Genomic DNA, 21,189 nt, shown 5'->3' on the forward strand with positions numbered 1-21,189 from the left:
CAACCCGAAGCCCTTCGTCTGGACGAAGGACGCCGACGAGATCCTTCAACGCCTCGCTTCATATCTTGATCGAATTCCCGGCGCAGAACACTAGCCGGGCCACGTCACCACGTGGAAGCGCCGCTCGATCACGTTCCTCACCCGGGCCAGCGTCCACCGCTGATCCGGCCGGCCATGCGAGACCGGCCCTTCCGACTGCCCGGTACAGCACAGAAGTACAGCAACCGACGTGACTGAAGCCGACCGCTGTCGGCTTGGGGCGCCCGCCTCACCAGCTCAGCGGCCCTCAGCAACCGCCCCGCCCGTAGTTCGCATCGAGAGGGTCAGCCCGTGCCACAGCCGTGCCAGAAGGAGCGGGGAATCACGGGGACTCCGCGACACTGACGGCTCCTCAGACTGACGTCAGCACACGCAAGGATCCTGCAGGCCAGCGCCCAACTCGCCCCACCTCGCTCCTAAAGCGGTGATCCCGATAGCGCCGGCGCCTCCCGAGGCTGCGGTCGCTAGGCTCGGACTCGTGAGCGAAGCCCAACTCAGTTCTCGCCAAGCGGCCCACCACTGACGATGACCATCCATGCCTTCCTGCGCTCAACCATGCGGTCACCGTCGACCTTGAACACGGTCGTGACTCCGCGCTCGGCCAGCCACCCCATCAGTTCAAGCATGTCCACTCGCACGCCTCCGAGGGAGATCATCCCATCCCCAGAGCGCGCGCTCCGGGGCCGCACAAGGACGACCGACTGACAACCATTGACGGCCCGGCCGCAGGTCACAGCATTGATCGCTGACGAGGCCCCAGATCAGGGGAGCCCCCATTCACTTCTTCGACTACTGAGCGCACCTCGGGGCTGCTTGGCTACCCCGTTGGGGGTTCCAGTCGGTTGCCAGGAGGCCATAGACGACCTCATCGCGTTGGCCTGGTCATTGATCGCAGGAAATCTCAGCCAACCATTCCGGGGTGTAGCACTCAGCGAACGACCACTTATGGTCCGAGTAGCGGTCGTCCGTGCTGTCGGTGTACACCTCAAGCCTGCCTTGCGGCGTCAAGCGGTAGTACTCGCGAATCGGGTCACCCTCCACAGTGGGATAAGTCACCTTCAGTTCTGCGCTCCCGCCACTCTCCAGGGCTCGCCGGAGGCAGACGATTTCCCGCACCGCCTGCTTCTGTATCTCCTCACCCTGAGCCAAGCTCACCTTGCCACAACTTGAAAACTCAGTTCTAGACTCCCAGCGGTCCTTGACCGGATCGTCCAGCATGCCGCAACTTGCAGCCAGCAAGGACGTGGCCGCTACCGCGACGACCCGCGCGCGGACCGAAACAGCCGCTACACAGCGACGAGAGGCCATACTCTGACCTGTCGTCCGCGCCAGGTCCGCTGGCGCCACTCGTCGCAACTGGTCCGACACATCGTTGTCGGCGTACACGAGCAGACCCGTCTTCGCTCCCAAAGCCCCTCCCCAAACTCGATGCTTGATCGCGGCCGCACCATACCCGCAGCTCCGACATGAGATGCACCGATGCCGCCTCTCCGGGCCGTCCCTGGGTCGTCCGAGGCCGCTCGCCATCACCCAACGGCGACCAACAACAACCATTTGTCCACGGGCCCACACCACCCCGACCGGCAAAGACCCAGCTCACCAAGACTGGAGACAAGACCCAGGGCAAGAAGACAGGGCCCTGCCGCAGCCTGCTGGCTCAACCGCCACTGCTAACCTCCCGTTGATGAGGTCGTCCGCACGGTAAAGGGCGGGACCCGGGGTGCGACATGGGCCGTCTGCCTCATCATCTGACCGCACGAGAGCTGAACCAGATGAGCACCAGAACGAGCGGTCAACCACGGTCAACGCCAGATTGCAGATAGCGAAGTAGACGTCACGGCAGACCCGTTTCCTCGCAGGTCAGGCACATAACTGGCCAACGTGAACGGTGATTCCCAAGCTAAGGGCCCCTCAGGGCGCCCGAGTTCGTCGTTCCCGCGGAAGCGCTGGCGGACGTCGGGGACGATGGCCTCATGTGCTACTTCAACGGGACCGGTTGGCTCGCCATCTTCACCGGTCCCAGCGCGGTAGCCGGCGGCCGGTCACGGACTACCCGGATTTCTCCCACCTGGAAAAGTGTCGAGTGAGCACAAGGCTCAGGAGGGCATGCGCCTATGTGCGCCGACTGCCCACGCCGTCGGCACCTGTTCCGGCTGCATGAGACGGGACCGGAGAGCCGGTACGAGCGCTGCGATCGTCAGGTGCATGATGAGTGTCCAAGGTATTGCAGGGGGCGGCGAGTCGGCCAGCGGGCTGCACATGCGAGGTATGAACTTCGGGACGCGCGCGGCGCTCAGAGCCGTACTGACCTGCGCAGCGCTGGGAACACTGCCTTCGGGATGCATCCTCTTCTATCCCGCGCCGCAACCGCCCGGTCCGCCTCGGACCCTGTCGCCTGAGGAACTGATGGGTACCTGGCGGGACGAGGCGCACGGACGCCTCACCTTCTCCGCGGACGGAAGCTTTACTGCCACTGACGTCTGCGGCGACTACTCAACGTCCGGGGACGACATCGTGGGTGTCGAAGAGCCTCTCACCATGACCGGAACAGGGGCATGGGGCACCTCCACTTGGACACCCGAAAGGGCTCATGGTTGCCGGTCACGACTGTACGGATTGAGTTTGCCGAATGGTTCGCCGATTATGACGTGGGCGGCGCAGTCGAGTCGCTCAAGCTGTGTGCCTGGATGAACCTGGACAACGCTGAGTTGCTAGAGCGCCAACGCACGACCCTATGGCTTCGGCGGCACCAGCGGTGCAGGTAGGTCCAAGGCGCGTGCGAGGGCGGCGGTGACGTGGATGGCGTGGTCGGGCAAAAGCTGCGCGGCCCAGGCGGCGGCCAGTTGGAGGAAGTCGATCAGGTCGCGCTCTGCGTCGGCGAGTAGGCGGCGCAGCTCGATGACGGGTAGTTCGATCACCGGGCTGTCGTCCTGTTCGGCGTCGACGGTCAGTCGGACGATTTCGCCGAGGCGTTCGGCGAGTGGGGAGGGGTCGTGGCCGAAGGAGGCCCAGCCGTCGCCGTCGAGGACCTCGAGCCAGTCGCGCCGCTCCTCCAGCCCGTTGCAGCAGCCCGGCAGCAGGATGGTGCCGGTTGTGGTGTCAGTGATCCGCAGGCCGCCAGACGCGAAGAGGTCGTCCATGGTGAGCAGTCCGTGCAGGAAGCCCCCGAGCGGGTCGGTAGGCCGCGGCGGGCGGTCGTCGTCCGCGGGGTCGATGTCGTTGCAGTCGGCGATGCGCATCACTGCTGTGCCCACCTCGGCAGCGTCGAGCGCGCCGCTGAGCGGCAGGAAGCCGTACGGCGCGGACTCGGCGACCGGCCACAGGGTGAAGTCGTCGGGGGAGTAGATCTCGAGGACTGGCTGCAAAACGATCACCCGTGGAGTCTGCGGTATGTCCCGCCCGCGCCGCATTCCGATTACCCCGGCCTCCTGCCCACCCGGCTGTCTAACGGTCATCACGAAGAGTGGGTAGCCGAGTCCAGGGAGCGTCTCGCGGCGGTCCGCGCCGTCTTGACAACCACCATTGGGATCTAGTGACTGTCGCAGTCCGCGCAGATGTCGGCGGTTCGAATCCGCCCACGCCCACCAGTAGGAAGTATGGCAAAGGCCCAGGTCGCCGGTAGTAAGCCGGGAGCCTGGGCGTTGATCGTTCCTCCGCGATTCCGGCGGGGGAGCGGCGTGGCGCGCGATCGGCGTCCTGAGTAGTCCCCACCGGACCCTGGCTATACAGCAGCGAAGCTACCGTCGGCCACAGGAAGGGTGCGTTCAGGAGGGCGGAGGCGGAGGCGGAGGCTCCGGGCAGTACGAACCCTTCTTCTGGGCCTCCAGGTGGTGGGCGGGTCGAGACCGGCCTTGTTGAAGGCCTCTCGCCCGTCCGCGTTCCCCCGCGAGTCAGTGCGGCTCCGAAACCGGCCATGCGCGCGGGTACGGCACGCGCAACGACTCGGCCGCCACAGGGGTGTGGTCGGCGGCGGCGTAGAGGCGGCCGTCGCGGAGGACGACGGCGCCGCTGCCGAGCATGGTCGTGACCAGTTCGGTGGCGAGCGCCTCGGGCGTGAGGTCCAGGAGCCGGGCGGCGTCGGTCAGCCAGGCTCGAGCGTGCAGGTACGGCTGGACATCGTCGGCCGGGATGCTGCCGCGGATCATCAGGGCGAACGCGAAGATCCGCCGGGCGCCGTACCAGACCGCCCCGTCCGGGTCGTCCACGAGCCGTTGCGTACGGCGCAGGGCGGCGGCGAAGGCAGCACCGGGGTCGGCGGGGACCGGGCCGTGGGAGGGCAGGATCACCCGCGGGGCGAGGTCGGCCATCCGCCTGAGGGAAGCGAGCGCGGTGGTGGCCGCGTCGAGCCCGTCGAGGGCGAGGTTCACCCAGCCGACGTCGTAGTCCGACAGCGCGTCCCCGGCCACGAGCAGCCGCTCCTCCGGCTGCCACAGCGCCAGATGCCCAGGTGTGTGCCCGGGGGTCAGGACCACCTCCCACTCGGCGTCCCCGAGCCGGAGGACCTGTCCGTCGTCGAGCGGCACGTCGACCGTGTACGGGGCGACCGGCTGGTCCAGGTACTCGGCCGCGCAGCAGCCCGGGTCCCGGCGCCTGATGGCCTCGGCCTCCAGTGCCCCGGCCGCGACGGCGGCGCCTTGCGTCTGGAGGAAGGCGTTGCCGCCGACGTGGTCGGAGTGCCAGTGCGTGTTCACCACCAGGCCGACCTCCCCGGCGTGCGCGAGGGCCCAGGCGGCCGTCTCCTCGGCATGACCCACGAACCCGGTGTCGACCAGGGCCGGTTGCCGCCCGTGGAGCAGCAGCGTGTTGGCGTCCGGGAACGGCCGCTGCCACCACGTCGCCCAGGACGGCAACGACGGCTGCGGGCTCACTGCTCGGGCCGGTTCACGCGGATCAGCGTCTGCTGCCCGTTGGCGACGAGCTTCCGCTCGCCGTCGTCCTTGACGCCGAACACCTCCAACCGACAGACGGTCAGCGTGCGTCCGGCCTTCAGGACCGTCCCGACCGCCTTGATGTACTCACCGACGGCGGGCGCGAGGAGGTTGATCTTGTACTCGACGGTGAGCACCTCGGTGTCCTCGGGGAACAGCGTGTAGGCGGCGTAGCCGCCGGCGCTGTCGGCGATGGCGCTGGTGGCGCCGGCGTGGAAGTAGCCGTGCTGCTGGGTCACTTCGGGCCGGCTGGGGAGCACGATGTGCACGCGTCCGGGTCCGATGTGGGTTATCCGTGCACCGAGGTGGGCCATCAGCCCCTGGCGGTCGAAGCTGTCCTGGATGCGCTTTTGCACCTCGGGGCCGGCCTGTTCCTGCTGCGTCTGGTCTTCCACGTGCTCTCCTTCGACCGACATCACGGTCTGTGAACGGCGCGGGGCGGGTTCGTCAGCCGGCCAGGCATTCCACCAGCAGGAACCCACCGATGACGATCATCATGGCACCAGAGACGCGGGTGACCGCCAGGGCCGCCGAGGGCCGGGTATTCAGGGCGCTGCGGGAGAGCATGCCGACGGCCAGGTACACGAGGGCACAAGCCGTCATGTGGAGCGTGCCGAGCAGGCCGGTCTGCGCGGCGACGGGCCAGCCGCCCGCGGGGTCGATGAACTGCGGGAACAGCGAAAAGTACAGCAACAGCGCCTTGGGGTTCAGACCGCTGATCCCGGCACCCTTGAGCATGATCTGCCCGCGCGAGGAGGCCATGGCCTCCGTGGACGCGCCCAGCACCGTCGGCCGACGCAGGACACCCCAGCCCAGCCACATCAGGTAGGCGGCCCCAGCGACGGTCAGCGCGGTAAGCACCGTCGTCGAGCTCGCCACAATCACCACCAGACCGGCCACGGCGAGCAGCGTGTATCCCGCGTATCCGGCTATCAGCCCGGCGACCGCCGGGACGACCGACTGGCCCCGCAGCCCCGCCGAGATCGCGTAGGCCCAGTCCGCGCCCGGGATGAACACCAGCAGCAGATCCACTGCCAGGAAAGCTGCCACTGTCGTCGTGTCCATCGATCCCTCTCACTTCCTTGTTCCTCTGAGAGGGAAGATTAGGCGTGATTTGCCCGAAAGTGTTTCCGTCTTTACCCCGTGATCGCGTTCGATGAGGGAAAATCTTCCCCATGGATGCCCTGGACCGGAAGATTCTTACCGAGCTACAGGTGGACGGCCGCCTGACAGTCACCGAGCTGGCCGCCCGCGTGCAGCTGAGCGTCTCGCCCTGCCACCGCCGCGTGCGCGACCTCGAACGCGAGGGCGCCATCCGCGGCTACCGCACCGTCGTCGACCCGGCCGCCGTCGGCCTGAACTTCGAAGCCCTCATCTTCGCCACGCTGCGCTGGGAGGACCGCGACACCGTCACCGCCTTCGAAGAAGCCGTCACCACCATCCCGAACGTCATCCAGGCCCAGCGCCTCTTCGGCGAACCCGACTACCTCCTGCGCGTCGCCACCACCGACCTGGCCGCCTACCAGCAGCTCTATGACCAGCAGTTGGCCAGGCTGCCGGGCGTCCAGCGCCTGACCTCCACCCTCGTCATGAAACACGTCATCGACGACCGACCGCTGCCCGAATAACGATCGCCGGCACTCCAAGCACCTTCTCCGGCGGTGCCGGCGCGGCACACGCCCTGTCATTCTCGTCAATTTGACACGCATGCCGGTTGCTCCTCGCGTGCGGGCGGTGTACCGAGGGCCCGGGCATGTGAGGGCGCGGAGGCCAGGTCTTCTTCCGCCCAGACGACCTTGCCGCCCGATACCGAGCGGGTGCCCCATCTGCGGGACAGCTGAGCGACCAGGAAGAGGCCGCGGCCGTTCTCGTCGATGGTGCGTGCGCGACGCAGAAGCGGGGAGCCGACGTTGGTGTCGAACACTTCGCAGGTCAGGACTTGGTGCTGGATCAGACGCAGACCGATCAGGCCGGTGCCGTGGCGGACGGCGTTGGTGACCAGTTCACTGACGATCAGCTTCGTGGCGTCCTCGAGACCTTCCAGGCCCCATTCGGCCAGCTGACAGGCTGCCATGTCCCGGGCGCTGTGGACTGCGGTCTCGTCGCTCGGCAGTGTCCAGGAGGCGACGTGGGCTGGGCTGATCGAGCGGGTGCGGACGAGGAGCAGGGTGACGTCGTCGCACGGTGCCTGCCCCGGGATGGTCTCCATCGCGCGGGTACAGAGGTCGTCCAGGGATCGATCCGGTTGTGCCAGGGCGGTGCCCAGGCGCTGTATTCCCACGTCGATGTCGTGGTCGCGGGTTTCGATCAGGCCGTCGGTGTACAGGGCGAGGAGACTTCCCTCGGGCAGTTCCAGCTCCACGGCCTCGAAAGGGACCCCCATCCCGGTGCCCAGCGGGGTTCCGGTGGGAAGATCGGGGAAAGTGATTCGGCCCTGCGGGTCGATGATCGCGGGCGGAGGGTGCCCGGCCCGTGCCATGGTGCACTTCCGGGTGACCGGGTCGTAGACGGCATAGATGCACGTGGCGCCCACCACCGTGGCGGTCTGGTCCGGCGCGTCGGCGTCTTCCTCGGCCAGTCGCTGGACCGTGTCATCGAGGTGAGTCAGCAGTTCGTCGGGGGGCAGTTCCATGTCGGCAAGCGTGTGGACGGCGGTGCGGAGCCTGCCCATGGTCGCGGCGGCGTTGATGCCGTGTCCGACCACATCGCCGACTACAAGGGCCACCCGGGCGCCGGACAGCGGGATCACATCGAACCAGTCGCCTCCGACGCCGTGGTCCATGTCGGCGGGCAGGTAGCGCGAGGCCGCCTCGACCGCCGCACCGCCCCTCAAACGGCGAGGGAGCAGGTTGCGTTGCAGCGCGAGGGCCGCATTGTGTTCGCGCGCGTACCGGCGAGCGTTGTCCATCGACATCGCAGCGCGACTGACGAGTTCTTCGGCAAGGAGCAGATCGAACTCCTGGAACGGCACCGGGTCCTCGGTGCGGACGAACAGCGCCACGCCCAGCAGGCCGCGCCGCGCACGGATGGGTACGACCATCAGGGAGTGCATGCTGTGCTCACGGATCTTCTGCGCCCGTGCCGGGTCCTCGTCGATCCACGTGCCCGGAGCGGTGTCCAGGATCGCCTCCAGGTGGGACCTCCCGGTGCGCAGGACGCCGGTGACGGGTGAGGCGGGCGTCACGGGGACCGGCTCACCGCGCACCCACGGGGATTCCGGGACCCCTTGGTGGATCGAGGCCAGACCGGCACGTCGGAACGCGGGGAGGCGCCCGTCCATCGGGCCGATGCGGACCGGGGGCCCCTCGCCGAACGGGACCGACTGCTCCAGGTCGACGACGGCGTAGTCGGCGAGCAGGGGCACGGCGAGGTCGGCCAGTTCCTGGCTGGTCTGCATCACGTCCAGGGTGCTGCCAAGGCGCGTACTGGCCTCGCTGAGGATGGCGAGGCGCTCGAGCGCCCGCCGGCTCTCGGTGACATCGACGTTGATGGTGCACACCCCCAGCGCTTCGCCGTCGGCGTCCTGGAGGCAGAAGAACGAAGCCGCCATGGTGTGCTCCTGGCGCGGACTCGTCGGCGGCGACTTCCGGTACTGGTGGACCTTGGTGGTGCCGCTCTGGAGTACCTGCCGCATCACTGTCTCGATTGCTTCGGCCTTGACATCGGGCCGCGCATCGGTGTATAGCCGTCCGAGCCGTTCGTCACGGGAAATGCCGTCAAGGCGCTCCATCGTGTCGTTCACCCAGATGCAGCGCAGCTGCGGGTCACGAACGACGATGCCGATCGGTGCGCGGGTAAGCAGCGACTCCCGCACCGATCCGTTCATTGCCTCCTTGGAGAGCGTGCCGATGTCGGTCACGGACATGAGCCACCGGACTGTTCCGTCCTGCCCCCACAACATGGAGATCCGCAGGTTGATGTTGAGCATGCGGCCGTCTCGGTGGCGCACCGGCGTCGTGCCCGACCAGCCATTTTGGGCACGGCACTGCTCGACGAACGCCGAAATCGTCGGCGCTTCCTCGGAAAGTGGCAGGACCAGTGCGGCAGAGTGGCCCACCACGTCCCCGGCGGAGTGCCCGACGAGCCGCTCGGCGGCCTGCGTCCATGCGACCACCGCCCCATGCTCGTCGAACATCGCGACTGCCGACTCGGAAGTCTCATGCGTGTTCAATTGATCACTGAGTGTTGCATTGCCGGTGCTGATCATCGTACTGGGACTCTCAGGTGGGGAAGGGGTGGGTGCGGGAAGTCGATGCGCGGACGGCTGCGGCTACGGCGACCGGGACCACGGCGGGGTGGACTGCTTGCCCGGCGTGTGCCGCATCTCCGTTCTCGATTCCAGGCGCAGGTGGTGATATCAATTCGGCACGATTTGCACCTTTTGGTTAATTGACCGGATGGTGCTCTGATCTGTGACAAGGCCGGGGCCCCCATGCCCCGGTAGACGTTGATCACGGTGCGCTCGGACATGTCCTCCATCACCCCGACCGCGATGGGTCCTGGCGATTTTTGCGGTCACCCGGTCGCCATGGGCTCGATTGACGAGCGTGACTGCCCTGTGTGAGGGGAGCCTGATGATGTGGATCAGTGAGATCTCGCTGGTTCAACCCGATCTGGCGGGTTGGGGTCCGTAGAAGATGCCGTCCCGGAGCATGGCGAAGAGGACGTCGGCCCGGCGTCGGGCGAGGCAGAGCAGGGCCTGGGTGTGGTGCTTGCCCTGGGCGACTTTCTTGTCGTAGTAGGCCGGGGATGCCGGGTCGGCCAGTGTGGCGAACGCGGAGAGGAAGAAGGCCCGTTTGAGCTGCTTGTTTCCTCTCCGGGAGCGCTGTTCGCCGCGGATCGTCCCTGCTTGTCAGAAGCCTGCTGTGTTGCTCGACGAGGGGTCGTCAGGCGTCATCACCCACAGCGAAGACTCAAGCCCACCGCGACCGCCTTAACCGGCCGCGTAGCCAGGGTTGGGCAGCATGCGCATCAGTAGAACTCTCCTGGGCATCGCCATGATCGCTCTCGTCACCGCGGGCTGCGGCGGGTCGGGATCGGATGACGGCGACTCCCGCCCTGCGGACTCCGCACCGCCGAAGAGCGGCAAGGAACTCCCCGTCGCGATCACCTCGGCCGAGCCCGGACTCCTGACGGTGAAGACACTGCTCGACGCCCTACCGCCGGAACCCGCCGACGACGCCGCGATCACCGAACGGGCATTGTGGACGATGCGCAAGCGCACCGTGGCCATGGCCGGGATACCGGGGAAGACCAGCGCCGCGTGCGAGGGCGGCAAGGTGGTTGAGGAGCCAGGCGTGACCACACGGTGCACCGTCACCTACGACGGCGTAAAGGTCCCCTGGTCCGTCCGTTTCGACGAGCCGGCCGGCGATTTGAGACCGTGCGAAATCACCAACGCGGGCCAGGCCGTGCTAACGGCGAAGTCTGTCTACGGCGAGTTCTGGAATGACTACAACCAGGTCAGCAAGCATCTGCGCTGCGGCAAGGTGCCGGACCTCGAACTCGTACGACCGAGACACCGGTCACCGCTGCCAGTACGCCGCGTCCGTCGAAGACAAGGCCCGCTGGGTCAAGGTGCCGGTGCGCGTGGGCGAGCACGGTGTCATCTTCGACAACGGCAGCTCGCCGGAGTCCTCTTGAGGTTGTCGGCATGAAGGAGCGCTGCACCTTTGGATTCGGCCCCATTCCCGGGCCATCCCGAACACCCGCACCTGGTCACCACTTTTCCTCACTCCGGCGTGCCGCATCAGGCAGTCGCAGTGCGCGTCTTCAGCCGGGGCGAGGATGCCGTGGAGATCATTCGGCAGGCGCTGGCGGACTTCCGCGGACTCGGTGACCATTTCGGCGAGGGCAACGCAGTCTTTCTGCTGAGCTGGGCGCGACGGGAATCGGGGAACCTCGAAGCGGCTGGCCGAGCGATCGGCGCTGCCCATGTCGATCGCTAGTAAGGAGCGCTTGAGTTGGCGGGTTTGCGCTTGAGTTGGCGGGCTGAGCGTTTCAGCTGGAGTGCAGGGCACTTACTGCTAGGGCACCAGATCCGACATCACGGCAAGCGGCAGCGACGGGTTGGCGGCCGCCGCTTCCACCACCTGCCAGTCGGCGTCGGTGAGCAGCTCGACGATGACCGGCGGCGGGAGGGCCGGATGGCCAGCGGCTACGGGCCTCGCTTGTTTGTCCTCCAGGCAGGCGAACAGCGCCGGAGCAGTCGCATTGCGATGCCGGGCGACCGCGCGGAAGGCTTTCTGCACCGATGGTTCGTGCCGGGCCAGGTCCTCCAGCAGCGCCGGAGTAGCGTCCGGGTTGGCCGCCACCTTGGTGACGACCCGGACTCCGTGCCGGTCGACCATGGTGCGCAACTGTGCTTCGGAGAGGCCCGGGTGCGCAGCGATCGACTTGACCACTCTCGCGTCGGGGTCGGTGGCCAACGCGTCGCGAATCTCGGCTGGCAGATCGCGTCGTTGGGCCAGGAGCATCCGCGCGGCCGCGTTCGGTGACTGGGCCAGCTCCTCAACCTCGACGGGGGAGGCAGCGGCGATCCGCGGCAGCAGGGTAGCGCCGATCCTGGTAGTGCCGGCCAGGCGAGTGAGCACGTCGAGCGGCACGTGTGGGTTGTGTGCGAGCCGGCGCTGCACATCCTGGCCACGGTCGCTGGCCAGCACGCGGATCAGGGCGTCGTCGATCGCAGGATTCTCGGCGAGGTCGGCTCGGACACCGGGAGTGGGATCTACAGCGAGCCGTCGGCACACCTCCGAGGGCAGGTCTGGGCGGGCGGCGAGTGCCCAGCGAAGCAGCATTGAAGGATGGTCGGCGAAGCCGACGACGGCCTCGGTGGGTGTGGCCGGGTTCCGGAGTGCCGCCTCCTGCATGTCGTGCATGGCGGACTCGTGGGTGCCGTCGCACGAGGCGCCCGGCAGCAGATCGCAGTCGAGCCGCGGGCATTGCTGATCATGCACGAACGGCGTTTCTTCGCGGTCGCAGACCAGACACTGCAGCGCGGGAGCCAGCCCCTCACCGGTGATCAGCGCTGCCAGTACGTTCTGGGGCGTTGCCTCATTGGCCGCTACCGCACGGCGGACCTCGGCATGCGGATGCCCCGCAAGCCTGGCGGCCACTTCCGGTGTGGTCCACAACGCGAGCTCCGCGACCACTCGGATGTCGGAGTCCGCTGCGAGCTTCTCCACCACATCGGACGGGAGGCCGGAACAAGCAGCCAGCTTCTCCCGGCGTTCAACAACCGGATCTGCCGCGAGGAGGCGCGCCCACTCCGGGCTGCGGGCACGGTCGTTGAGCAAGGCGAGGGCGGCATGCGGCTGTGCCGCGGGATCGATGTCGGCGGCGGTCAGCCGGCCCTTGTACGCAAGCCGCACTGCGCTCTCCTCAACGCGCGAGACCAATACAACCGCCTGGTCATGGCTGAGGTCTGCGCGACAAGCGAGGTCCGCGGCGATGTCGGCGTCCGCGACCGCGATCAGGCGGTCGACCAGCTTGGACGGCAGGGCCGTATTGGCAGCGAGCCCGCACAGGACATGGTTCACAGAGGGCATCCTGCCGGGGCCGTGACCGAATGGCTCGTGGATTTCGACGTGAGGTCGAAGGCCCTCGAACCGGCCGAGATCCAGAGCGTGGCGCTCGAAGCTGTGGAGGCTACATCGACCGCGCGCAGCTCGCCCAGCAGCTCGCCGAGGAGTGGCGCCAGCGCCGACACCGGCGACTTCTGCGGCTGCTTAGGTTTCTCGGATGACTCATGACGTCGCTTGAGGCGGTTGGGACACGTTGGTTTTCACCAGTTGGCCAAGATTCTTATCACCCTGTGGCACATGGTCAGTCTTGCTGCCACCGGATTCGGAGGTCGCTCTCGGCCCCGGTGTCCCGTCCCGCTGCACAAGGCCCCCTGCGCTCACGGAGCGTGACCGGATCGCGGAAGTTGAGCCACAACCGGGCTGGGTGGCCGGGGGGCGGGGAGCAGAGCACGCTGGAGGTATCGATGGCCCGGGCGGCCGGGCCGGGAAGCGAGGCTCACGATGAGCAGGCTCGAAGAAGAGGTCAACGTTGATGTCCCGGCGCAGGAGGTCTGGGCGCAGCTGCACCGCATCGATGAGTACCCGATGTTCATGGAGGGCGTGAAGAGTGCCGCTGCGCACGGCAGCAGCCGAGCCCATCTCGACGTCCGGATCGGCGACGACGAGCAGGCTTTCGAGACTCACATCGCCGATCGTGGCAAGGGCCGGGTGATGGACTGGACGGTGGACAGCCCGGAGCTGAAAGTCGCCTTCGCCGTGAACCCGCTGGACGACCAGCACACCCAGCTGCAAGTCCGGTTGGAGTACGACCCGGACACCGTGCGGGCGACCTTCGGCGGCCCGAAGGGATTCGCCCAGGTCCATGCGATCGAGGACACAGTGCGGACCGACCTGGAGAAGTTCAAGGACCTGCTGGAGAGCCAGCACTAGGCCTTGGATCACGTCGTTGGCTTGTGCAGCCACAGAATCAGTGACGCGATGACGACTCCAGCGCGGTAGCGGTAGGCGAGTCCGTTGAAGCGCGTCGCGACTGCAGGGAACCGTTTGAGCCGGTTGAAGCAGCATCCAACGATGTAGCGGGCCATGCCGTCTCGGCACGCAGGCTGCACCGGGAAGTGGAGGTGGCCGGCCACCGCGCCGGCGTGGGAACAGACAGACATAGACCTGATCTGGGTCCAGGGTGACGGTCACAGCTGCGCTTGTTCGCTGCAGCAGGGGGCCAAGCTCCGCGGACTCACCGTATGCCAACTCCGACACATGCTCGACGTGCCTGACCGGCATCACGAAGGTGCGAAGGACGATGCGGCCCTCGAAGCGAGGGTGTAGGCGGCGGCGGCCAGTGCTCTTCGGGTGGCAGGACCGGAGACGTCTTTTCCGGCTCGATGGTCCACGTTCCCCGGAAGCGCTTCCTCGTTGATGCCCTGGCGCCGCTGCCCCGCGATCAACGGGAGTGTCGTGAACGAGGGAGCGAGACCAGGTTGATCGAATATCTGGACAGGCAGCTCCGGGGCGATAGCACACCACCCGGGCGTTGATGGTCTGACTGATGCGTCAGGCGACGCCGGCTTCGCCGTGGGCCGTCGATCGGGACGACGTCGCAGTGGTGAGGGAGCCGGTCGAGGATGGCGGTGGCCGGACCGGCACAGTGGGATCGACCGTGATCGCGAGGGTACCCGGCCGACTGAGCGGGCGTGCCCCGCTCAGTCGGCCGCTGCGGCGACGTCGGTGTCCAGCGCGGCCCGCAGCCACTCGTGGGCGGCCCCGAGGGTCGGCTCCGGCGAGCCGGTCAGCTCGCCGGTCAGCTCCCAGTACCGGTCGACCATCGGATCGGCGGCCAGCGTCAGCAGCCCGCGGGGCCTGCGGCGGAACTCCGGGCTGTCCCGCAGCCCGCGCGAGTCGGCGTGGGCCGCGACGAAGCAGTCGAGTGCCTGCCCCCGCTCCGGTGCCCGGTTCGTCTTCAGGTCAGCTGCGGCCAGCGTGTACGCGTCGAAGAAGCCGTCGTACAGCACGTCGGGGCGGCAGCCCTTGTCGGTCCGGTTGCCCGCCGGTCGGCGCGGGTCGGTGGCCGGACAGGGCGCGGTGGCGATGGCGTACAGCCGGGCGAAGGTCAGCACCTGGGCCGGCGTCGGGTCCGCCGGCGGCTGCGGAACCGCGTACTCGAGGATCGAGGAGACCAGCCGGGGCGACAGCCGGACTGGCAGCGCGCCCCGCCAGAAGCGCGCCAGCGCGGCCGTACTGGGCGGGGTGGACACCCTGCCGACCAGCCGCAGGCGGTCGGCGCGCTCCTCGGCCGGGCAGTCCCGGATCAGCTGCAGGGCGGCCTCCCGCCAGCGCAGCGCGGTCAGTTGTGAGCCGAGCTCGCGCAGCTGCCCGTCGATGGCGTCCTCCAGCGCGTCCGCCAGCCCGTCGCCGTGGTCGAGCACCCGGCCCACCTCCGGCACCGGCAGATCGAGGGTGCGCAGCGAGCGGATCAGCCGCAGCCTTTCCAACGCGTCGGGCCCGTACCGCCGGTGCCCGCCGGAACTGCGGGAGGTCTCGGGCAGCAGACCGCGGTCGGAGTAGAAGCGGACGGTCTTCACGGTGACGCCCGCCTGCTCGGCGAGCTCGCCGATGCTCCACATGCCGTCAGGGGACAAGGCTTGAACCTCCCTCAGGGGGAGTTCCTACCGTACGTGCGAGCGCGGACGACCGGTACGGCCGGCCGCGCGGACCGAGGCACACAAGGAGGCGATCATGACGGCGTTCGTACTGGTTTCCGGCCCCTTCACCGGTGGCCTGGTCTGGCGGGAGACCGCCGAACGGCTGCACGAGTCGGGGGCGGAGGTGCACCCGCTGACCCTCACCGGCCTCGCGGAGCGCCGCCACCTGGCCGGGCCGGGCACCGACCTGGAGACGCACATCGAGGACGTGGTGCAGCTGATCGACCACCTCGACGCGCCGGAGCTGGTGCTGGTCGGCCACGACTACGCCATCCACCCGGTGCTGGGTGCCGCCGACCGCCGTCCGGAGCGGATCAGCCGGATCGTTCACCTGGACGCCGGCATGCCGCAGGACGGCGACGCCGCCCTCGCCCTCGTCCCGGACCAGGAGGTCCGCGAGCGGCTGCTGCGCCGGGACGGGCCGGCCGAGCACGATTGGCGGGTCCCCGCGCCGCAGTCCGACGGGTGGCAGCGCTGGGGCAGCACCGCCGGCCTCTCGGCGGAGGCGCTGGCTCAGCTGGACGGCTACGCCGCGCCGCAGCCGTCCGGCACCCTCGTCCAGCCGCTGCGGCTGACCGAGGCGCTCGCCGGACTGCCCACCACTGGCGTCTTCTGCACCGCCGGCGGGATGACCATCGCCATGGTCGAGACCCTGGTGCGGAGCGGGCCGCCGCAGTTCCGGGCGCTCGCCGACCCCCGGGTCACCTTCTTCGAACTCGCCACCGGGCACTGGCCGATGCTCTCCGCCCCCGACGAGCTGGCCGCTGTCCTGCTCCGGGCGGCCGCCGGCGAGGGGCACCGGATCGCCGCGAGCGGCGACGAACAGCCCTTCTACCTCAAGCCCTTCGTGCTGGACGTCCCCGAGCGGCCGCGCGAGCGAATCGGTTCGGTCGACCTCCACCTGCCGGATGCGGACGGACCCCGGCCCGCCGTCGTGTTCGTTCACGGCGGCCCCGTCCCTGCCCAGCTGCGGCCCACCCCGCGGGACTGGCCGATCTACACCGGCCACGCCCGCTACGCGGCGAGCCGGGACGTCGTCGGCGTGACTGTCGACCACGGCCTGTACGCCCTCACCGACTACGCGCGGGCCGCCGAGGACATCGCCGCGGCCGTCGAACTCGTCCGGGCCGACCCGCGGGTGGACGCCGACCGCATTGCCCTGTGGTTCTTCTCCGCCGGCGGGCTGCTCGCCACCGACTGGCTCGCCGCGCCGCCGTCGTGGCTGCGCTGCGTCGCCGCGAACTACCCGGTCCTCGCGCCGCTCCCCGGCTGGAGCGCCGTGGACGCGCGGTTCCGCCCCGTGGCCGCCGTGCGGACGGCCGGGGAGCTGCCGATCGTCCTTACCCGGGTCGGCCTGGAACACGCCGAGATCGCGGCCACCGTCGAGGAGTTCCTGGCCGCCGCCAAGGCCGCCGACGCCCGGATCGAGACCATCGACGTCCCGGCCGGCCACCACGGCTTCGACGTGGCCGACCACACCGGCGACTCCCGCCACGCCGTGGCAGCCGCCCACCACGCAGTCCTGGCCCACCTCCTGGTCTGACCCGCCCGCTTGGTCCGCGGCGGCCGCCGACGCATCATCAAACTCGCCGACGACTGGCTTTGGAGCCAGGACGGCACCGACGCCTACACCTGCATCCAAGCCCTGCCCGCCCCCCAGCTGACCTGTCGCCACCGCCCCGACGAGGACCAGGAAGGAGACCGCACCACCCCGGCCCCGGTGCGGGACACACCTCGTCTGCCGACAGAGCCCCGCCCCCACTCGGTCGCCGACTGCTACGTCGTCGCCCCCGCGAGTGCGAACTACATCGCCAAGCTCGCGACGGGCATCGCGGACAACCAAGCGGGCGTGGTTTCAGGACGTCAAGGTGGAGCGCGCCACGGTACAAACGACCCCAGGCGAAACAGCACCTCGGGGTCGCCTGTACCGGGCCGAACAGCAGATGGCTATGGACCGATCCCCGGGTGCCCTGGCCGCTGTCCTCACCGAGCGCCGGGAGATGCAGGCCGCTGCACCTCAACGTCGTCGACCAGGCCTGGATCGACATGGCCGACGGACGCGAGGACCGAGTGATGCTGTCCATGCCACCCCGCCACGGGAGTGCCGCCGTGCCTTCCGCTGGGACCGCTCTGGTTCCTGCGGAAGCACCCCGACCGGCGCGTCATCATCGGCTCATACTCCGCCGACCTGTCCGACGAGCACGGCGCCTGGATCCGCGATCCAATACCGGCACACCCGATCTTCACTAACAACCCACAAAATGAGGCCATTTGGAGCTGCCTCGATTGGGCCACTGGGCGCTGCCCTAAGGGCTGTCCGGTGGGTTCACGAGGCATGCCCTATCCGGCTCCTAAGCTGTGGTGCTATGGGGATCAAGCTCACTCACGAGGGCAGCGCCTTCATCAATTTTCGGGGCTACAAGTTCCAGGATTCGAGGTCGCATGGCTTTAGGTGGGTCAGTATCAAGCGTCTGCGGCTCCCCGCAGAGTCCGTCGGCGACAGGGAGCTGCTCGCGGCACTCATCGGACATGAACAGTTCCGGGACGACTACGCAGGTGGCGGAGTGCTGCCGGAGGGACCCAGACACGGCCCGTATTGGCTGAGGTTGGTAACCCCCGACCTCTACGAGACCATCAGCCGAGAGAAGGGCGCGCACATCCTCCGGGAGTGGGTGGACCCGCTCGGGGACGTGCCCGCCGAGCTCGAAGTGGATCTGCAGCGGGAGGTACTCGACCGCTTGGCCGCGGCCGACCACATCTACTACCTGGGCGAGCTCGAGGACGAGGCCATCCACGACTGGGGGCGTGTCCACGACCAATTCCACGAATTCGTCCTCATCGACCGCTCGGCTGGGCAGATCACACTCCTCGTCGCGGCCGACGACTGAGTCGATCGTCAGAGATGCTACGGAAGGACGCCGGAAAGATCAGGAACGGAGCCACAGCCGAAGCCCGGCAAGAGTCACCGTGCCGTGGAAAACGAAGGCCCTTTTGTCATACCGAGTCGCTACGGCTCTGGACCCCTTGAGCGCGTCGATACACCGCTCAACTTCGCTCCTGCGGACATACCGTGCCCGGTCGAGACCAGTAGGGCGACCGCCTTGGCTCCCGCGCCGCCGGCGGTTGGCTCGCTGGTCCCGACGCTCGGGGATCGTGTACTGAATCCGCCGCCGCAGGTATCGGCGGTTCCGACGTGACCTGCACGCCTTGTCGCCACACACGTGATCAGAGAGGACCGGTCTGCCCCTCTCGATCGGGATCTCTGCTGCGAACACCCACGACAGCCAGGCACTCGAACCCCTCGTGCGAGGCATCCCGCCCATCCGCTCCCGCCGCGGACCACGTCGTCGACGGCCCGCCGAACTCCATGCTGACAAGGGCTACGACTTCGACCGCCTGCGCAGCTGGCTCCGCTCCCGGAACATCACGCCGCGCATCGCCCGCAGGGGCATCGAGTCCTCCCAGCGACTGGGCCGCCACCGCTGGACCGTGGAGCGGGCGGTGGCGTGGCTGGCCGGGTGCCGCCGCCTGCACCGCCGCTACGAACGCAAGGCCGAGCACTTCCTGGCCTTCGCTGGCGTCGCCGCCACTCTGATCTGCTACCGCAGGCTGGCAACCTGACCGAAGGGACAACATGGCTGAGATGATCCATGGATCCGATGCCGAGCACGGCCTCGGCCTGCAGCTTTACGCCGTTGGCCAGGTGCGTCTTTGAGGGAGGTACCTCATGCCTGACTACCTGGCCGCCACCATGGCCATCCTCGGCCCGGCCCAGAACCGCTATGCAGACCCGTCCGCCTGGGACCGACTTCACGAAGTACTCGGAATACAGCTGCCCTCCGACTACCAGGCCATCGTCGACGCATACGCTCCGATTCACCTCAACGGCCATCTGTACCTGTCCCATCCGGCGACCGAGCGATGGAACCTGTGGCAGTGGATCCGGGACACGATTCGGGCGTGGTCCGAGGTGCCCTGGGACGAACTCGACCTCGGTGCGGACGAGGATCCCCGCCTGCTGTTCGGGTTCAAGGAGCTGAGCTTCGGCACCACTGACGGACTGTGGCCGATCGCGAGCACCGACCGTGGTGAGACCATCTTCCTCGCCGCTGGATCCGTCACCCCACGGCTCCTGGTCGAAACTGGAGGGTTCGGCTGGGTCGAGTACCACATGAGCTTCGCTGAATGGCTCTATCGCTACGTGACCGGCGAGGACATGGCCGGTCCCAACAGCTCAGCCTTCCATCCCGGTCCAGTGCAACTGCGGCGGCTCCCGATGTCCGCCACCGCACGCCCGGAGCCGTGGAGCGGCCCGGAGCGCGGCATGTAGTCCCGTCAGCCACAAAAGTCTGGGCACAAGCAGCACCAGCACGCCGCTTTCCCTCTGCGGCCAATGCCTCGTACTCACTGTCGTCGTACGAGTCTTCGCGATCGCTCACGGCACCCCCCGTGTGAAGGGTACCTACGTGCTCTACGTCGTCACCGGCCCGCCCGGCGCGGGCAGGTCGCCTGGATCAAGACGCACGCCAGGCCGCAGGACATCGTATCCGACCTGGACCTGATGGGACTGCCGATGGCCGGCGCCGGCACCGACCGTGAAGACGGCGCTGCTGGCGTCGGCATCCCAGAGCCAACGGGCGCCGCAGGTACGGACGGGCAGTCCGTCGTGGGCCCGGCGGGCCGAGAGGCGACGCCGGCCCGCCGGGCGCGGACGGCAAGGATGGCGCCGACGGGCAGACCTGCCCGGACGGATACTCTCTTCATGCCCCACCGGATGATCCGGATGCCCTGGTGTGCCGCCGTCCTGGTGCAGAGACACCGTTCTCGGGCCGGTCCCGCAATCTGCTTGGCCTGGGGGCTCTTACGGTTACTGCGATGTACAGGAGACTCGATGGCTGATGCCCCGCCCCGTCAGGTGCAGCGGCGCGTGGAACCACGGACGGGTGGCACCGTTGCCGGCCCGCCGCCGGCGCCGCAGTACGCCGGGCTGTTCATTGAGCCCGACATCCCGCCCGTCGAAGAACCCGAGTGACGGATGCCCCCGCTGCCCTCCTGGGTGGCGGGGGCGCTTCTGTTTCCAGGTTCAGGCGCCGGCTGTCGACGGCCGAAGGAAGAGCAGTTTCCAGCACCGTTGCAGCCCCTTACCTTCCAACCCCGGACCTCGTAACGGCGGCGGAGCGGTCTGCTGCGTCAGGCGCGCGGCCTCGGTGGGGTCTGCAGAACCTCTCGCACCGCGGTCACGAATTCTGGCCTTGCATCGAGCGACGGGCACGGGTCCACGCGTCGTGCATTGCGCTGGCGCGCCCCTGGTGGTCCGCTCAAATTCCACACGGGGATACGCAACTCGTGCAGATCTTGCAGCAGTTCATGCGCCGCCTCTTCCACCTTCTCGGGGCCCAGCGTCGTTACTCGCTCGTAGCAGGTCACAGTCACGGCTACTGCGTGGTCGATCGCGACCCGGATGTCCTCGGTCTGGATGCCGTCGCTCTGCGGCAAGCCACCGATCCTGATTCGGGCGAGCCTCCACTGTTCCTCTGACGTGAGCAGAGATCTGTCCCACTCGGCGAGGAAGGCCACGGCGAGCTCGGTGTCGGGCCGCAGTGGATGCAGGCCCGGATCCCGTCGGCGAGGGCGGCGAGGGCTTGCTGGTGGGTGATGGCCCGGTGGCGCTTCCCGGCTGCGTAGTACCCGCGTACGTGGACCTCGATGGGTCGGGCGCTTACGCCGATGCCGAGCTCGACAATCCAGTCCGGGGTGGGTGGACGGGCCTCCTCACCTCGCCGCTTCTCCCGCCTCTGCTGCTCGGCCGCGGCAATCGCCTCGTCGATGCGGTCCACCCACATGGCGTGCCAGGTCCGCAGCGTGCGGAGGCGGGGCAGGTCAGGCGGCAGATCGGGCGCGCGTTCGAGTTCAACCCGGAGAGCGTTAGAAACGATTAGAAAATTCTAGACATTAATCTCTAATCAATGATGAGTTTTCTCTCATGGACCCGCTGAGGAA

At 68.1% G+C, this 21,189-nt stretch carries 19 protein-coding genes and 5 pseudogenes; 10 read left to right on the forward strand and 14 right to left on the reverse strand.

The features are described from left to right. Positions 1–533 precede the first annotated feature (533 nt). From ABZV38_RS33025 to ABZV38_RS33050, 6 genes are all read right to left on the reverse strand, one after another. Complete coding sequence (locus ABZV38_RS33025) at positions 534–665, reverse strand: hypothetical protein (protein WP_356332129.1); 132 nt, start codon at positions 663–665, stop codon at positions 534–536. A 256-nt stretch (positions 666–921) separates the two neighbouring features. Next, complete coding sequence (locus ABZV38_RS33030; RefSeq protein WP_356332130.1) at positions 922–1,449, reverse strand: hypothetical protein; 528 nt, start codon at positions 1,447–1,449, stop codon at positions 922–924. A gap of 1,322 nt (positions 1,450–2,771) precedes the next feature. Further along, positions 2,772–3,413 (reverse strand): hypothetical protein, encoded by a 642-nt coding sequence (locus ABZV38_RS33035; protein WP_356332131.1) that lies wholly within the window; start codon positions 3,411–3,413, stop codon positions 2,772–2,774. A gap of 516 nt (positions 3,414–3,929) precedes the next feature. Then, positions 3,930–4,907: an MBL fold metallo-hydrolase gene (locus ABZV38_RS33040; protein ID WP_356332132.1), complete on the reverse strand. Its 978-nt coding sequence runs from the start codon at positions 4,905–4,907 to the stop codon at positions 3,930–3,932. Further along, positions 4,904–5,362, reverse strand: coding sequence for a PaaI family thioesterase (locus tag ABZV38_RS33045; RefSeq protein WP_356332133.1), 459 nt, complete (start codon positions 5,360–5,362; stop codon positions 4,904–4,906). Before ABZV38_RS33045 ends, ABZV38_RS33040 begins: the two co-directional genes overlap by 4 nt. A 52-nt stretch (positions 5,363–5,414) precedes the next feature. Further along, entirely contained in the window at positions 5,415–6,032 is a 618-nt protein-coding gene (locus tag ABZV38_RS33050) for a LysE family translocator (protein ID WP_356332134.1), read from the reverse strand. A gap of 110 nt (positions 6,033–6,142) precedes the next feature. Between ABZV38_RS33050 and ABZV38_RS33055 the strand changes: the two genes are divergently transcribed. Next, on the forward strand, positions 6,143–6,595 hold the full coding sequence (locus tag ABZV38_RS33055) for an Lrp/AsnC family transcriptional regulator (RefSeq protein ID WP_356332135.1): 453 nt from the start codon (positions 6,143–6,145) through the stop codon (positions 6,593–6,595). A gap of 65 nt (positions 6,596–6,660) precedes the next feature. Here the strand turns inward: ABZV38_RS33055 and ABZV38_RS33060 are convergent, their stop codons facing one another. Both ABZV38_RS33060 and ABZV38_RS33065 read right to left on the reverse strand, forming a co-directional pair. Further along, positions 6,661–9,174 carry a SpoIIE family protein phosphatase gene (locus ABZV38_RS33060; protein WP_356332136.1) on the reverse strand — a complete coding sequence of 838 codons (2,514 nt, stop codon included), beginning with the start codon at positions 9,172–9,174 and terminating at the stop codon, positions 6,661–6,663. 396 nt (positions 9,175–9,570) lie between these two features. Next, positions 9,571–9,810: pseudogene (locus tag ABZV38_RS33065) on the reverse strand (IS110 family transposase); the annotation flags it as partial. A gap of 121 nt (positions 9,811–9,931) precedes the next feature. On the opposite strand from ABZV38_RS33065, the gene ABZV38_RS33070 reads away from it, so the two are divergent. Both ABZV38_RS33070 and ABZV38_RS33075 read left to right on the forward strand, forming a co-directional pair. Next, complete coding sequence (locus tag ABZV38_RS33070; protein WP_356332137.1) at positions 9,932–10,624, forward strand: hypothetical protein; 693 nt, start codon at positions 9,932–9,934, stop codon at positions 10,622–10,624. 135 nt (positions 10,625–10,759) lie between these two features. Further along, entirely contained in the window at positions 10,760–10,915 is a 156-nt protein-coding gene (locus ABZV38_RS33075) for a hypothetical protein (RefSeq protein WP_356332138.1), read from the forward strand. 78 nt (positions 10,916–10,993) lie between these two features. On the opposite strand, the gene ABZV38_RS33080 is transcribed toward ABZV38_RS33075, so the two are convergent. Further along, the gene (locus ABZV38_RS33080; protein ID WP_356332139.1) at positions 10,994–12,505 is read right to left on the reverse strand and encodes a hypothetical protein; all 1,512 of its coding nucleotides are present in this window, start codon (positions 12,503–12,505) and stop codon (positions 10,994–10,996) included. Between the two features lie 486 nt (positions 12,506–12,991). Here ABZV38_RS33080 and ABZV38_RS33085 point away from each other — a divergent pair, with 486 nt between their 5' ends. After that, complete coding sequence (locus tag ABZV38_RS33085; RefSeq protein ID WP_356332140.1) at positions 12,992–13,420, forward strand: SRPBCC family protein; 429 nt, start codon at positions 12,992–12,994, stop codon at positions 13,418–13,420. A gap of 8 nt (positions 13,421–13,428) precedes the next feature. Here the strand turns inward: ABZV38_RS33085 and ABZV38_RS33090 are convergent. Continuing rightward, positions 13,429–13,572 (reverse strand): annotated as a pseudogene (locus ABZV38_RS33090) (IS5/IS1182 family transposase); the annotation flags it as partial. Between the two features lie 618 nt (positions 13,573–14,190). Beyond that, on the reverse strand, positions 14,191–15,126 hold the full coding sequence (locus ABZV38_RS33095; RefSeq protein ID WP_356332141.1) for a MerR family transcriptional regulator: 936 nt from the start codon (positions 15,124–15,126) through the stop codon (positions 14,191–14,193). Positions 15,127–15,223: 97 nt separating this feature from the next. On the opposite strand from ABZV38_RS33095, the gene ABZV38_RS33100 reads away from it, so the two are divergent. The 3 genes from ABZV38_RS33100 to ABZV38_RS33110 all read left to right on the forward strand — a co-directional run bounded on the left by ABZV38_RS33100 (position 15,224) and on the right by ABZV38_RS33110 (position 18,077). Continuing rightward, complete coding sequence (locus ABZV38_RS33100; RefSeq protein WP_356332142.1) at positions 15,224–16,732, forward strand: alpha/beta hydrolase; 1,509 nt, start codon at positions 15,224–15,226, stop codon at positions 16,730–16,732. 177 nt (positions 16,733–16,909) lie between these two features. Beyond that, positions 16,910–17,263, forward strand: coding sequence for a flavoprotein (locus tag ABZV38_RS33105; RefSeq protein ID WP_356332149.1), 354 nt, complete (start codon positions 16,910–16,912; stop codon positions 17,261–17,263). A gap of 292 nt (positions 17,264–17,555) precedes the next feature. Beyond that, positions 17,556–18,077 carry a hypothetical protein gene (locus ABZV38_RS33110; protein WP_356332143.1) on the forward strand — a complete coding sequence of 174 codons (522 nt, stop codon included), beginning with the start codon at positions 17,556–17,558 and terminating at the stop codon, positions 18,075–18,077. A gap of 39 nt (positions 18,078–18,116) precedes the next feature. On the opposite strand, the pseudogene ABZV38_RS33115 reads toward ABZV38_RS33110, so the two are convergent. Further along, a pseudogene (locus ABZV38_RS33115) lies at positions 18,117–18,416 on the reverse strand (transposase); the annotation flags it as partial. A gap of 10 nt (positions 18,417–18,426) precedes the next feature. Here ABZV38_RS33115 and ABZV38_RS33120 point away from each other — a divergent pair. The 3 genes and pseudogenes from ABZV38_RS33120 to ABZV38_RS33130 all read left to right on the forward strand — a co-directional run. Then, a pseudogene (locus ABZV38_RS33120) lies at positions 18,427–18,810 on the forward strand (IS5 family transposase); the annotation flags it as partial. Between the two features lie 106 nt (positions 18,811–18,916). Further along, positions 18,917–19,519: an SMI1/KNR4 family protein gene (locus ABZV38_RS33125; RefSeq protein WP_356332144.1), complete on the forward strand. Its 603-nt coding sequence runs from the start codon at positions 18,917–18,919 to the stop codon at positions 19,517–19,519. Positions 19,520–20,080: 561 nt separating this feature from the next. Continuing rightward, the gene (locus ABZV38_RS33130) at positions 20,081–20,221 is read left to right on the forward strand and encodes a hypothetical protein (protein WP_356332145.1); all 141 of its coding nucleotides are present in this window, start codon (positions 20,081–20,083) and stop codon (positions 20,219–20,221) included. A 158-nt stretch (positions 20,222–20,379) separates the two neighbouring features. Here ABZV38_RS33130 and ABZV38_RS33135 read toward each other — a convergent pair whose 3' ends face one another. Next, entirely contained in the window at positions 20,380–20,766 is a 387-nt protein-coding gene (locus ABZV38_RS33135; RefSeq protein WP_356332150.1) for a hypothetical protein, read from the reverse strand. Positions 20,767–20,840: 74 nt separating this feature from the next. Further along, positions 20,841–21,032 (reverse strand): annotated as a pseudogene (locus ABZV38_RS33140) (hypothetical protein); the annotation flags it as partial. Positions 21,033–21,189: the final 157 nt, after the last annotated feature.

Origin of the sequence: Streptomyces sp. NPDC005181, from assembly GCF_040608395.1 — a bacterium.
Lineage (GTDB): Bacteria > Actinomycetota > Actinomycetes > Streptomycetales > Streptomycetaceae > Streptomyces.

Coding starts and splice junctions, on each gene's coding strand:
- ABZV38_RS33060 (WP_356332136.1), bottom strand. CDS start 9,174: ATGATCAGCACCGGCAATGCAACACTCAGTGATCAATTGAACACGCAT.
- ABZV38_RS33110 (WP_356332143.1), top strand. CDS start 17,556: ATGGGGATCAAGCTCACTCACGAGGGCAGCGCCTTCATCAATTTTCGG.
- ABZV38_RS33130 (WP_356332145.1), top strand. CDS start 20,081: ATGGCTGATGCCCCGCCCCGTCAGGTGCAGCGGCGCGTGGAACCACGG.
- ABZV38_RS33055 (WP_356332135.1), top strand. CDS start 6,143: ATGGATGCCCTGGACCGGAAGATTCTTACCGAGCTACAGGTGGACGGC.
- ABZV38_RS33085 (WP_356332140.1), top strand. CDS start 12,992: ATGAGCAGGCTCGAAGAAGAGGTCAACGTTGATGTCCCGGCGCAGGAG.
- ABZV38_RS33070 (WP_356332137.1), top strand. CDS start 9,932: ATGCGCATCAGTAGAACTCTCCTGGGCATCGCCATGATCGCTCTCGTC.
- ABZV38_RS33125 (WP_356332144.1), top strand. CDS start 18,917: ATGCCTGACTACCTGGCCGCCACCATGGCCATCCTCGGCCCGGCCCAG.
- ABZV38_RS33100 (WP_356332142.1), top strand. CDS start 15,224: ATGACGGCGTTCGTACTGGTTTCCGGCCCCTTCACCGGTGGCCTGGTC.
- ABZV38_RS33025 (WP_356332129.1), bottom strand. CDS start 665: ATGCTTGAACTGATGGGGTGGCTGGCCGAGCGCGGAGTCACGACCGTG.
- ABZV38_RS33050 (WP_356332134.1), bottom strand. CDS start 6,032: ATGGACACGACGACAGTGGCAGCTTTCCTGGCAGTGGATCTGCTGCTG.